At 73.8% G+C, this 12,789-nt stretch carries 11 protein-coding genes; 7 read left to right on the plus strand and 4 right to left on the minus strand.

The window, feature by feature from the left end; translation table 11 throughout:
• Positions 1-43 precede the first annotated feature (43 nt).
• From AC5JJ1_RS13775 to AC5JJ1_RS13785, 3 genes are read right to left on the minus strand one after another with little or no spacing between them, the layout of a single operon-like run.
• Positions 44-913, minus strand: a complete 870-nt coding sequence (locus AC5JJ1_RS13775; protein WP_495785674.1) for an MBL fold metallo-hydrolase — start codon at positions 911-913, stop codon at positions 44-46.
• Between the two features lie 57 nt (positions 914-970).
• Positions 971-1,573 carry a methyl-accepting chemotaxis protein gene (locus AC5JJ1_RS13780; RefSeq protein ID WP_495785675.1) on the minus strand — a complete coding sequence of 201 codons (603 nt, stop codon included), beginning with the start codon at positions 1,571-1,573 and terminating at the stop codon, positions 971-973.
• On the minus strand, positions 1,574-3,280 hold the full coding sequence (locus AC5JJ1_RS13785) for a HAMP domain-containing protein (protein ID WP_495785676.1): 1,707 nt from the start codon (positions 3,278-3,280) through the stop codon (positions 1,574-1,576). It lies immediately after the preceding gene.
• Positions 3,281-3,404: 124 nt separating this feature from the next.
• Between AC5JJ1_RS13785 and AC5JJ1_RS13790 the strand changes: the two genes are divergently transcribed.
• From AC5JJ1_RS13790 to AC5JJ1_RS13815, 6 genes are all read left to right on the plus strand, one after another.
• Positions 3,405-4,043: a flavin reductase family protein gene (locus tag AC5JJ1_RS13790; protein ID WP_495785677.1), complete on the plus strand. Its 639-nt coding sequence runs from the start codon at positions 3,405-3,407 to the stop codon at positions 4,041-4,043.
• A gap of 6 nt (positions 4,044-4,049) precedes the next feature.
• Positions 4,050-5,669, plus strand: coding sequence for an ABC transporter permease (locus tag AC5JJ1_RS13795; protein WP_495785678.1), 1,620 nt, complete (start codon positions 4,050-4,052; stop codon positions 5,667-5,669).
• 222 nt (positions 5,670-5,891) lie between these two features.
• On the plus strand, positions 5,892-7,430 hold the full coding sequence (locus AC5JJ1_RS13800; protein WP_495785679.1) for a sensor histidine kinase: 1,539 nt from the start codon (positions 5,892-5,894) through the stop codon (positions 7,428-7,430).
• Positions 7,427-7,810, plus strand: a complete 384-nt coding sequence (locus AC5JJ1_RS13805) for a response regulator (protein WP_495785680.1) — start codon at positions 7,427-7,429, stop codon at positions 7,808-7,810. Before AC5JJ1_RS13800 ends, AC5JJ1_RS13805 begins: the two co-directional genes overlap by 4 nt.
• Positions 7,811-7,889: 79 nt before the next feature.
• A complete protein-coding gene (locus AC5JJ1_RS13810; RefSeq protein WP_495785681.1) occupies positions 7,890-10,148 on the plus strand; it encodes a penicillin acylase family protein in 2,259 nt (752 codons plus the stop codon).
• Positions 10,145-11,743, plus strand: a complete 1,599-nt coding sequence (locus AC5JJ1_RS13815) for a GH3 family acyl-acid amido synthetase (RefSeq protein ID WP_495785682.1) — start codon at positions 10,145-10,147, stop codon at positions 11,741-11,743. Before AC5JJ1_RS13810 ends, AC5JJ1_RS13815 begins: the two co-directional genes overlap by 4 nt.
• Positions 11,744-11,750: 7 nt before the next feature.
• Here the strand turns inward: AC5JJ1_RS13815 and AC5JJ1_RS13820 are convergent, their stop codons facing one another.
• Positions 11,751-12,227 carry a cupin domain-containing protein gene (locus AC5JJ1_RS13820; RefSeq protein WP_495785683.1) on the minus strand — a complete coding sequence of 159 codons (477 nt, stop codon included), beginning with the start codon at positions 12,225-12,227 and terminating at the stop codon, positions 11,751-11,753.
• Positions 12,228-12,317: 90 nt separating this feature from the next.
• On the opposite strand from AC5JJ1_RS13820, the gene AC5JJ1_RS13825 reads away from it, so the two are divergent.
• Positions 12,318-12,767, plus strand: a complete 450-nt coding sequence (locus tag AC5JJ1_RS13825) for a MarR family winged helix-turn-helix transcriptional regulator (protein WP_495785684.1) — start codon at positions 12,318-12,320, stop codon at positions 12,765-12,767.
• The last annotated feature ends 22 nt before the right edge of the window (positions 12,768-12,789 follow it).

The following is a 12,789-nucleotide window of genomic DNA, read 5'->3' on the forward strand; positions in this document are numbered from 1 at the left end:
CGCCATTCCTCCCATTGCGTTGGTGGCGGCGCACCCTGCCACGCTAGAGCGCGGTCGCCCAGGCCTCCGGGACCAGCGCATAGCCCGTGCCGCGATGGGCCAGGTGCAGCAGGCCGGGGAAGTGCATGTGCATCCCGGCGGCCGCCAAGCCCTCGCTCGCCACCATGTCGAAGACGCGGCGCCGCGTTGCCTCGGCCTGGGCGGGGTCGATGTCGAAGGCCATGGTGACCTCGGGCCGCGGCACCTGGATCTCGGGCAGGTGGATGATGTCGCCCCAGACCAGCAGGCTCTCCCCGCCCGAGGCGAGCAGGTAGCCGCTATGCCCCGGCGTATGGCCCGGGAAGGGCATGGCGGTGACGCCGGGGAAGACTTCGCCGCTGCTGAACAGCTTCAAGCGGTCCCGATAGGGCGCCGACTGGTCGCGGCAGGCCTGGAAGTTGCGCTCGCGGCTGGCCTCGTCGGCCCGCGCCATATGCGCGTCGTCATGCCAGAAGCGGTGCTCCGCCTCATGCATGGCCAGCTCCGCCCGGGGGAAGAGCGGCAGCCCGTTGGCCGAAAGCCCGTTCGAGTGGTCGGGATGCATATGGGTGAGGAAGACCGTGTCGATCTCGCCCGGGTCCACCCCCGCCGCCGCCAGGTTGCGGAAGAGCTTGCCGGCGCTCGCCGCCATCGCCGTGCCGCAGCCGGTGTCGACCAGCGCCGTCCGCCCGGCCGAGCGGATGAGGAAGGTGTTCACCGCCGTCCGCCGCGGCACCGGGCGGAAGGCCTCGCGCAGCATCCGGGCGGCCTCCTCCGGCGCGATGTTCTGGATGACGGCCATGGAGCCATCGAGATGCCCGTCGCCGATGGCGGTCAGGGTGATGTCGCCGACCCGGCGGTGATAGACGGCCGGGACCTGCTCGATCGGCTGCATGGCCTTGCGCTCCTCCAGGGATTTCAAGCGCAGGCTATCGCCGGCCAGGGCCGGGCGCTATGCCCGGCGGATCCCCTCGAGGAACTCGCCGGCGCGGGCGCGGAGCGTGCCGGCATCGCCGCTCAGCCCATCCGCCGCGCCGAGCAGGCTGGCCGAGGCCTCGCCCGTCTCCCGCGCGGCGCGCTGCACGTCCTGGATGCGGCGGGCGACATCCGCCGTGCCGGCCGCGACCTGGCCGGCGCTGCGGGCGATCTCCTGCGTGGCGCTGCCCTGCTGCTCCACGGCCGCGGCGATGGCCGCCGTCACCTCGTTGATGCGCTCGATGATGCTGCCGATGGAGCGCAGCGCCGCGACGGCCTTCTCGGTCGCCGACTGGATGCCGCCGACCTGGCTGGCGATTTCCTCCGTGGCCTTGGCCGTCTGGCCGGCGAGCTGCTTCACCTCGCCCGCCACCACGGCGAAGCCCTTGCCGGCCTCGCCGGCGCGGGCGGCCTCGATCGTCGCGTTCAGCGCCAGCAGGTTGGTCTGCCCGGCGATGTCGCCGATCAGCCGCACCACGTCGCCGATGCGCTGCGCCGCCTGGGCAAGGCCCTGCACCGTCTCGTCCGTCGCCCGCGCCTCGGCGGCGGCGTCGCGGGCGACGGAGGCGCCGTCGGCCACCTAGCGGCTGATCTCGGCGACGCTCGCGGCCAGTTCCTCGGCGCTGGCGGCAACCGCCTGCACGTCGGCGCCGGCCTGCTGCCCGGCCGCGGCGACCGCCTCCGCCTCCCACCCGCTGGTCTCGGAGGCGCCGGTCAGCGCCCGCGCCGCCGCCTGCATCTGCGCCGCCGCGGCCGAGACCGCGCCGACCACGCCGCCGATCTCCGCCTCGAACCGGTCGGCGAGCCGCGCCTGGGCGGTGGCCAGCGACCAAACCAGCATGGCGTTGACGTAGTTGCCGTCCGCATCGCGGATCGCGCTGACGGTGAGGTCGAGCACCTCGTCGCCCAGCTGGATCCGGGCCTTGTGCGGCAGGCGGCTCGGATCGCTGAGCAGCTCCCGCTGCCGCTCCGGATGGCGATGCAGCACGTCGATGCTCTGGCCGGGCAAGTCCTCCACCGGACAGGGCAGCAGGTGGGCGACCTGGCCGAGCAGCGCGCGGGCCGCCGGGTTCATGGTGCCGATGCGGAAGCCGTCGCGCGGATCGGCGGTCATCACCGCTATCGGCAGCTGCTCCAGCATCTGCTGCTGGGCGAAGGCGCACTGCACCGTGCCGCGGAGATCCTCGAGCGCCTTGGCGATGCCGCCGATCTCGTCCCGGCGCGCCTGGTCCGGCACCTGCGCGGTCGCATCGCCCGCGGCGATGGCGCGCACCGCCCCGGCCAGCCGGCGCAGCGGGGTGCCGATCGCCTTGGCATTCGCCCAGCCGGAGAGGGCCAGCAGCAGGGCCACCGCGACGTCGATCCAGAGCACGTTGCGCTCCAGTTGGGCCGCCGCCGCCGCGCTGGCCTCGCCGGGCTGCGCCGCCTCCGCCGCCAGCAGGCGCTCGGCCGTGGCCATGCGCGCCTCCAGCGCCTCGCGGACGGGGTTGGCGCGCTGGGTGCGCAGGGTGGCGATGGGTTCGGCCAGCCGCACCACCTCGACCGAGGAGCGGCCGGTGGCCTGTGCCAGGGCGGCGAGGCGCTCCAGCGGCGCCCGCGCATTGCCCTCGGGGATCAGCGCGGCGAGCGCGCGCTGATGCACCCCGAGCTGGGCCGCGGCCCGGCGCACGCGGCGGGCCTGCGCCTCGTCCTCGGTCGCCAGGAAGCGCTGGATGCCGAGGCGGACCTCGTTCACCGCGCCATGCAGCGTGCCCAGCCGCTGCCTCGCTTCCTCCCGCAGCGCGGCGGGCACGTCGAAATCGACCATGGAGGCGGCGGCCTCGTAGGCCTGGTCGTACTCGCTGCTGGCGCGGGCCAGGGGGTCGTCGCGCTCGGCGATCATCTGGCGGCGCTGCGCGGCCTGCTCGGCCGCCACGGCCTGGTACTCCCCGAGCGCCGAGGCGGCGTCCGCCAGCGTGTCGTGGGCGACCGCGATGGCGCCGGCCACCTCCAGCTCATGCCGGGCGAGCCGCGCCTCCTCCTCCACCTGGGCGAGTTCGGCGGCCAGGCCCTCCGGCTTCTGCGCCGTCGTCAGGCCGCGGGCGGCGCCGCCGATGCGGGCCACATGGATCGCCGCCTGCTGCGCCGCCCGCGCCGCGGCGATGGCGGCACGCTCCGCCAGGGCCTGCTCGTGGGCAAGGCCGAGGTCGCGCCGCACCAGCCCGACGAGGCCGACCAGCAGCAGGACGGCGAGGATGGCGCTGGCGGCGAATTTTCGGCCGACTGACAGGTCACGGAACAGGCGCATCGGGGATCTCCTCATGCGCCCAGCATGTCCCGGCAGGTTTTAACATCCGGCAAACGCCCACTCGACAGGCCCGCCGCCGGACGTCACTTTCCGGCCGCCCGCCGCGAGGAAGGATGCGCCACCGATGCTGTTCGATTTCGAGACGCTCAACCCGCAGGACCGCTACAAGCTGGTCGTCTCCTCCGTGGTGCCGCGGCCGATCGCCTGGGTCGTCACCCGGGATGCGGCGGGCGTGACCAATGCGGCGCCCTATTCCTTCTTCAATGCCTTTTCCTCCAACCCGGTGGTGGTCGGCATCGGCTGCGGGCCGAAGGCGCCGGGCGCGCTGAAGGACACCTGCGCCAATATCCGGGAGACCGGCGAGTTCGTCGTCTGCCTGGTGCCGGAGGAAGCGGTGCACCAGATGAATGCCACGGCGGTCGACTTTCCGGCCGGGGTGGACGAGATCGCCGAGGCCGGCCTCACCCGCATCGCCTCTGCCAAGGTGAAGCCGCCGCGCATCGCCGAGAGTCCGGTGGCGCTGGAATGCGTCACCTTCCAGCTGATCCCGGCCGGGGAGCACACCATCGTCCTCGGCCGCGTCGTCGCCATGCACATCCAGGACGACTGCGTGCTCGATCCTGCGAAGTGCTACGTCGACACGCCGAAGCTGAACCTGGTCGGCCGCATGCATGGCCGCGGCTGGTACGCCCGCACCACGGACCGGATCGAGGTGCCGCGCCTCACCGTCGCCGAGTGGGAGGCGAAGAAGGCCGCCGAATAGGCGCCGATGGGCCGCGCTCCGTTCTGGGCTTGGCTCGCCCTGCCGCTGGCCGCGCTGGTCGCCGCGCCACTGCTCGCCGTGCTAGCGGCGGCGGCGGGGCCGCTGGGCGCCGCCTCGCGCTACATCGCCCGCACCACCCTGCCGGAGATGCTCGGGAATTCCGCCCTGCTGGCCCTCGGCGTGGCGGTGATCACGGCCCTGGCCGGCACGGTCACGGCCTGGCTCGTCACCGCCTGCCGCTTTCCCGGGCGCCGCGTGCTGGAGGTGGCGCTGCTGCTGCCGATGGCGATGCCGGCCTATGTCTGCGGCTATGCCTATACCTGGCTGCTCGATGTCGCCGGGCCGGTGCAGACGGGCTTCCGCAACGCGACCGGGCTGCGCTGGGGGCAGTACTGGTTCCCCGAGATCCGCAGCCTGCCCGGCGCGGCGCTGATGCTCGGCCTGGTGCTCTACCCCTATGTCTACCTGCTCTGCCGCAGCGCCTTCGCGCAGCAGAGCCTCGGCCTGGTCGAGGCGGCGCGGACGCTCGGCCATTCGCTCGGCGGCTGCTTCCTCCGCCTTGCCCTGCCGATGGCGCGCCCGGCCATCGCCGGCGGCGTGGCGCTGGCGCTGATGGAGACGCTGGCGGATTTCGGCACGGTGCAGCATTTCGCCATCCGCACCTTCACCACCGGCGTCTACGAGGCCTGGTTCAGCCTCGGCGACCGCGGCGCGGCCAGCCAGCTCGCCGCCTGCCTGATGGGGCTGGCGGCGCTGCTGCTGGTCGCCGAAGGGGCGAGCCGCGGCGGGCGGCGCTTCCATGCGACCACGGCGCGGGAGGTGCCGCTGCGCCCGGCGCCGCTGCGCGGGTGGTGGGCGGCGGCCGCCTTCCTCGCCTGCGCGCTGCCGGTGGCGCTCGGCTTCCTGGTGCCGGCGGGGACGCTGCTCGTGCTGATGCTGCAGGTCGGCGACCCGCTCTCGCCCGAGCGCTTCCTGCCCTTCGCCCGCAACAGCATGATCCTTGCCGCGCTGGCGGCGTTGCTCGCGGTCGGGCTGGCGGCGCTGCTCGGCTGGGCGGCAAGGCTGCACCCGCGGCCGGGCCAGCGGGCGGCGCTGCGAATCGCGGGGCTCGGCTACGCGCTGCCCGGCTCGGTGATCGCGGTCGGCACGCTGGTGCCGCTGGGGCTGTTCGACAATGCGCTGGATGGCTGGATGCGGGCGCGCTTCGGCGTCTCGACCGGGCTGCTGCTCTCAGGCGGCATCGCGGCGCTGGTCTTCGCCTATCTCGTGCGCTTCCTGGCCGTCGCCCTCTCCGCGGTGGAGGCGGGCCTGGCGCGGCTGCGGCCGAGCCTGCGCGAGGCGGCGCGCAGCCTCGGCGCCGGGCCGGCCGGGGCGGTGCTGCGGGTGGAGCTGCCGCTGGCGCGCGGCAGCCTGCTGACTGCCGGCCTTCTCGTCTTCGTCGACACGATGAAGGAGCTGCCGGCGACGCTCATCATCCGTCCCTTCGACTTCGACACGCTGGCCGTCCGCGTCCACAACCTCGCCGCCGATGAACGGCTGGCGGAGGCCAGCACCTCCGCCCTGCTCATCGTGGCTGCAGGGCTGCTGCCGGTGCTGGCGCTCACCCGGGCTTCCCGGCGTCGCTGAGCTGCGACACTCGCGATAATCCTGCCGGGATTGATTGACGCGTCGTGCGATAGCGTGGTCTGCAACTAGCAACCTGCAGGTTAGTCGCATCATCACGCGTTGCTCAATCCATGATTTTCTAAGTATCTCAACCCCGCCTACACGTTCGGGTTGTATCCAGCTCCTAAGCTCGCGCGTACTGTTGCACACGGCCGTTCTTGTATGACTGGTGGTCTGACCCTGATGCCCAACTTGGCCGCATTCTTCGATACCGATGCCCTGGCGCCGCACGGCGTCTGCCTGCTCTGGCGGCCCGAGCTGCTCTGGCTGCACATTGTCTCGGATGCGCTGATCGGGCTTGCCTACTGGTCCATCCCGGTCGTCCTCATCATGATCGCCCTGCGCCGGCGGGACCTCGTCTTCCCCTGGGCCTTCGAGTTGTTCGCGCTCTTCATCCTGGCCTGCGGTGCGACGCATTTCCTCTCGATCTGGACCCTGTGGTACCCGGATTACGGGTTGGAGGGCACGGTCAAGGCGGTGACGGCGGCGGTGTCGGTGGTCACCGCCGTCGCGCTCTGGCCGCTGCTGCCCAGGGTGCTCGCCCTGCCCTCCGCCGGCGAGCTGGCCGATGCCAATGCCGCGCTGTCGCGCGAGGTCGCCGAACGGCGCGAGGCCGAGATGCGGGCGCGCCAGAGCGAGGCGCGGCTGGCCGGCTTCTTCGAGCACATGTCGGATGCGCTCTTCGTCGTGCGAGCGGAGCGCGGCGGCTTCGTCTTCGAAACCGTGAATCCGAGCTTCTGCCGCCTCTTCGGCCGGCCGCGCGAGGCGGTCGAGGGCAGCGGCCCGGTCGCGTTGCTGGAGGCCGCTCCGGCCCTCGAGCTGGACCAGGCTTTCACCGCCTGCCTCGCCAGCGGCAGGCCGCGCGACTGGGAGACCGCCATCGCCGGCGCCGAGGGCACGCAGCACTGGCACACCGTGCTCGTCCCGCTGCCTGTGCTGGAGGGGCAACCGCGCCGCCTGCTCGGCAGCCTGCGCGACGTGACCGAGCTGCGCCGGCTGCAGGCGGACCTGGTGGAAGCGGCGCGGCGGGCGACCATCGGCGCCATGTGCGCCGGCGTCGCCCATGAGATGAGCCAGCCGGTCAACATCATCAGCCTCTGGGCCGACCGCGCCCGCGCCACGCTCGATGGCGCTGTCGCGCCGCGCCGGGCGATCGAGGTGATCCTCGGCCAGACCCGCCGGCTCGGCGCCCTGCTGGAGCGGATGCGCGAGCTCGCCCGCGACGCGCCGGGCGAGGCCGAGACCTTCGACGCCGCCGAGGCCGCCGCCGCGGCGGTGGAGGTGGCGCGGCGCTCCTGGGCGCTTGACCGCATCGAGGTTGCGATCGAGGCGGCGGAGCCGTTCCCGATGCTCGGCCGCGCCGCGCAATTCGAGCAGGCCCTGCTCCACCTGCTGGAGAATGCCCGCGACGCCGTGCTGCGCCGGCGGCGGCAGGAGCCGGATGCCCCGGCGCAGATCCACGTCACCCTCCGCCCCGGGCCGCAATCCGGGCAGATCACGCTCGCCGTGCAGGATACCGGCGGCGGCGTCCCGGCGGCGCTCGGCTCGCGCATCCTGGAGCCCTTCGTCACCAGCAAGGAGCCGGGCGAGGGCACCGGGCTCGGCCTGCCGATCGCCGCCGGCATCCTGCGCGGCATGGGCGGGCGGCTCGGCTGGTTGAACCGGGACGCCGGTGCGGTGTTCCAGGTCGCCCTGCCCCTGGCGAGAGAACGTCCGGCATGAGCCATGCGCCAATGCTCCGCATCCTGATGGCCGAGGATGAGCGCCTCGCCGCCGAGGTGCTGGAGGAGGGGCTGGTCGATGCCGGCTTCGAGGTCCTGGCCGCGCCGGATGGCGAGGCGGCGCTGGCGCTGGCCAGCAGCGGCGCCCGCTTCGACGTGCTGCTCACCGACCTCCGCATGCCGCGGCTCGACGGGCGGGAGCTGATCGCCCGGCTGCGCGCCGGGCGGCCGGAGCTGCCGGTGGTGGTGATGACTGGCTACCCGCCCGACGGCGGCAAGGGCGAGCTGCATGACGGCTCCGCCCCGCTGGAGCTGCTGACCAAGCCGATCGAGCTGGCACGACTGGTCGATGCCATCCGCCATGTTGCGGAGCGCGGCTGAACCCCACGGTTTCGTTTCAGCGGCTTGCCGGACGGGTCCCCCGGCCAATCTCCCCCGGGGCGTCGAGGGGGAGGGCGGGGTGGCGGAGTCGAAGGGGAGGCGGCGGGGCAAGGCCCTCGCCCTGGCGCTGCTCGCCCTGCTGCCGGGCTGCGGCGCCCTGGCGCCGCGGCCGGCCGGGATCGACCAGCGGCTGGCCACCCTGCCGCGGCAGGGGCTCGGCCTCGCCGGTCCGGTCACCATCCGCTGGAACGAGCACCTGGTCCCCTGGGTCGAGGCGGGGTCGGATGCCGACCTCGCCTATGCGCTCGGCCTGGTGCACGGGCACCTGCGCGGCGGCCAGATCGCCCTGCTGCGGATGGTGGCGCGCGGGCGGCTCTCCGAGATGGCGGGGCCGCTGGCGCGGGACTACGACCATGCGATCCGCATCCTTGGCTTCGACCGGGCGGCGCCCGAGATCGAGCGGCGCTGGCCGCCCGAGACCCGGGCCTTCATGACCGCCTTCCTCGCCGGGCTGAACAAGGCCGCGCTGGAGGGGCCGCGGCCGCCCGAGTTCGGCTTGCTCGGCCTGCGGCGGGAGGCCTTCACCCCCACCGACCTGCTGGCGATCGGCCGGCTGGCGGGGACGGATGTGAACTGGCTCTCCTACTTCTCGCTGCTCGCCGAGCGGGGGAAGCCGGGCTTCGCCGCGGCCTGGCGGCGGACGCTGGAGGCCGGCGCCAACCTCACCCCGCCAGCGCCGCGGGAGGCGAATCTGCCGGGGCTGCTGGCCGGGCTGTCGCGGGCGGGGAGCAATGCGGTGGCGGTCGCGCCCTCGCACAGCGCCTCGGGGGCGGCGATGCTGGCCTCGGACCCGCATCTCGGCCTGTCGCTGCCCAATCTCTGGCTGCTGGTCGGGATGCGCTCGCCCTCCTTCCATGCGGTCGGGATGATGGTGCCGGGGGTGCCGATCATCGGCCTCGGGCGGAACCCGGACGTAGCCTGGGGCGGGACCAACCTGCGCGCCGCCTCCTCCGACCTCTTCGACGTCTCCCGCCTGCCGCCGGAGGCCTTCACCGAGAGCGAGACCACGATCCGGCAACGCTTCTGGTTCGGCACGACGCGGCGGGTGCGGGTCTCGCCGCTCGGGCCGGTGCTGACGGATGCGAGCGTGGTGCCGAGCCGGCCGGGCGAGGCCATCGCGCTGCGCTGGGCCGGGCAGGAGCCCGCGGATGAGATCACCAGCCTGCTGCGCGCCGCCCGGGCCCGGAGCGGCGCCGAGTTCCGCGCGAGCTTCGACAGCTTCGCCGTCTCGCCGCAGAATTTCCTCTATGCCGACCGGGCCGGGACCATCGGGCGGCTGACGGCGGCGATCCTCCCTGCCCGCAGCGGCTTCCCCGCCGGGGACCCGGTGCTGGACGGGGCCGACCCGTCCGCGACCGGGACCTGGTCGCACCTGCTGCATGCGCGGGACCTGCCGGCGCTCGAGAACCCGCCGGAGGGCGTCCTCGCCTCGGCGAACGAGAACCCGGCCCTCTGGGCGCAGGACCCGCCGCCGATCAGCTACTTCTTCAGCGACGGCGACCGCGTGGCCCGGCTGCGCGCCCTGCTGCTGGCCCGGGCGAAGCTGACGCCCGGCGACCTCGCCGCCCTGCAGCGCGACACCCTGGCGCCGAAGGCCGCGGTGCTGGCCGCCGGGCTGCTCGCCCGCTTCGACGCCCAGCCGGGCGGGGCACCGCAGTTCCTCGCCCCGCTGCGCGGCTGGGACGGCGACTATGCCGCCGACAGCCGCGCCGCCCTCCTCTTTGAGCTGGTGCTGGCCAAGCTGCTGCCCGGCCTGCTGCCGGAGGGCCGCAGCGGGCGCGGGCCGGAGACGGGCTGGAATTTCATCACCACCTTCCTGCTCCGCGACCTCGATGCCCTGCCGGGGGAGCGCCGCGCCGCCCTGCTGCGCCAGGCGGCCGCGGAGGCGGCGCCGCTCGCCGCGCGTCACCGGGCCTGGGGCGACGTGCACCAGCTGCGCGCCGCGCATTGGCTGGTGAACCTGCCGGTGCTCGGCCGCGCCTTCGTGCTGCAGGAGCTGCCGGTCGGCGGCTCGCGCGAGACGCCGATGAAGACGGGGCACGGCCTCGTCAACGGCCCGCACAAGGTGAGCTTCGGCTCCATGGCGCGCTACGTCTCGGACCTCGCCGACCTCGACTCCAACTGGTTCACCCTGTTCGGCGGGCAGGATGGCTGGCTCGGCAGCGCCGCCTTCGCCGACCAGATCCCGCTCTGGCGCGAGGGGCGCAGCATCCGCCTGCCGCTGCGGCCGGAGACGGTCGCGACCGAATTCCCACGCGTGACGGTGCTCCGGCCGTGAGCGCGCCCGACGGCGGGGGCGGCTCGGCGCCTGCGCCGGAGGGGCGCGGCCGCCTGACCGGGCCGCGCCGCGCCTTGCCGCCCTTCGATGCGACGCCGCTGCTGCGCGCAGCCTCGGCGCTGCGCATCGCGCAGGTGCAGCGCATGGATCCCGTCGCCGCGCAGGAGCGCCTGCTGCACCGGCTGCTCCGGCGCGCGGCGGGCACGCGGTTCGGCCAGGCGCACGGCTTCGCCGACCTCCGCACCGTCGCCGGCTACCAGGCGCGGGTGCCGCTGCGGCGCTACGAGGATTTCTGGCGCGACTGGTGGCAGCCCGCCTATCCGCTGCTGGTCGACGTCACCTGGCCGGGGCGGGTGCCCTACTTCGCCCTCTCCTCGGGCACCACCTCGGGGACCACGAAATACATCCCCGTCACCGCCCCGATGATGCGCGGCAACCGGCGGGCAGCGCTCGACGTGCTGGCCTGGCACCTGCACCACCATCCGCGCAGCGCGATCTTCGGCGGGCCGTCCTTCATGCTCGGCGGGTCGACGGCGCTGGAGCGGGTGGCGCCCGGCGTGCGGCAGGGTGATCTCTCCGGCATCGCCGCGGCGGAGGTGCCGGCGCTGCTGCACCGCTGGAGCTTCCCGCCGGCGGAGATTGCCCTCCTCCCCGACTGGGACCGCAAGCTGGCGGTGCTGGCCGAGGCGACGCCGGCCGCCGCCATCCGCGTCCTCTCCGGCACGCCGAGCTGGCTGCTGGTGCTGCTGGGGCGCCTGGCCGAGCGGCACGGCACCCCGCCGCTGCCGGGGCTGGAGCTGCTGGTGCATGGCGGCGTCGCCTGGGCGCCCTACCGCGACCGGCTGCGTCCCTTCCTGCCCGGCGGCTGCGCGACGCGGGAGGTCTATCCGGCGAGCGAGGGCTTCGCCGCGGTGGCCGACCGGGGCGACGGGGAGGGCCTACGGCTCACCCTGGACTGCGGCGTCTTCTGGGAATTCGTCCCGCTGGCGGAGCTGGACGGGCCGAGCCCGACCCGCCATTGGGCGGCGACCATCGAGACCGGCATCGACTATGCCGTCATCGTCACCTCCTGCGCCGGGCTCTGGTCCTATGTGCTCGGCGATACGGTGCGCTTCGTCGACCGGGCGCCGCCGCGGCTGCTGGTCACCGGCCGCACCTCCTACAGCCTCTCGGCCTTCGGCGAGCATCTGAGCGGGGAGGAGATCGAGGCGGCGCTGCTCGGGGCCGCGAAGGCGCTCGGCATGACGGTGGCGGACTACACGGTGGGGCCGGTCTTCCGCGGCGCGCAGGGGACGCATCGCTGGCTGGTGGAGCCGGAGGCGGCGGCCGCGCCGGCGCTGGCGGAGCGGCTCGCCCCCGCGGTGGATGCGGCGCTGGTCGCGGCGAACGAGGACTACGCTGCGCATCGGCAGGGCGGGCAGATGGCGGCGCCGGAGGTGGTGGTGCTGCCGCCCGGCGCCTTCGCCGGCTGGATGCGGGCGCAGGGGAAGCTCGGCGGGCAGCACAAGGTACCGCGGGTGCTGGCCGATCCTGAGCGCTTTGCCGCGGCGGAGGCGGGGTTGCGCCGGGGCCGGCACGGCGCCGCCGGGACGTGATCCGGCGTCAGCCTCCGGCGAAGGTGACGCCGTAGCGGCCGCAGATCGCAGCGACCTGCTGCGGGTCCATGCTGCGGCCCAGCGCGGCAAGCTCGGCGAACATCGCGCTGGTCCCGGTGCCGGGCGTGACGAGGACCAGCAACTTGGCGGTTTCCGCTCCATCGCAGCGGAAGCCATGCACTTGGCCGCGCGGACCGTAGAAGAGGCCGCCCGCGCCGAGGCGCGTGCCGGCTTCGCCGCAGTCGTCGCCCTCGATGACGACCTGGCCCTCCAGCACGTAGAAGGTCTCATCCTCGTTGCTGTGCCGGTGCGGCGGGACGCCGATGCCGGGCGGCACGGTGATCTCGACGCAGATGAATTGCCCGCCGGTCTCGGACGCTTCCGCCTTGTAGGCCAGGCTCGTGCCCAGCACCGTCTCGATGCGCCCCGCCCCGGCAGGCGAGACATGGTTGCGAGCCCCCTGCACCTCGGTGATTCCGCTCATTCCTGGCTCCCCGTCATTCGTCGCACGTCCGGTGGAAAGAATGCCTGCCCGATATAGACAGACAGACTGTCCATACGTCAAGATCCATCGATGGATGGGCGGAACATCAGCGCGACGGCACGGACGCTCGGCTACCTGCTGCGGCTGCCCTATGAGCGGTTGTCGGAGCAGGTCTACGGCGCGCTCGCCGCGGAAGGATTCCCCGAGGTCAGGCCAGCCCACAGCGCCGTCTTCCGGCACATCGCGGCATCGGGGTCGCGGGTGAGCGACCTGGCCGAGCAGGCAGGGCTGACGAAGCAGAGCATGGCCTATCTCGTCGAGACGCTGGCCTCGGCGGGCTACCTGTCGATCGCGCCGGATCCGTCGGACGGGCGGGCCAAGCTCGTCCGCCTGACCCGGCGCGGCCAGGCGGTTTCCGCAACGCTCGTCCGGCTGAGCCGGGACGCCGAACGGGAGTTCGCCGCCCGGCTCGCGCCTGGTCAGATGGCAAGCCTGCGCAGCTTGCTCGGCGAACTGGCCGAGGTGCTGGAGCGGCGCTGACCCGGACCGGCCACTGGCGGAG

The sequence above is a fragment of the Belnapia sp. genome (assembly GCF_059504005.1).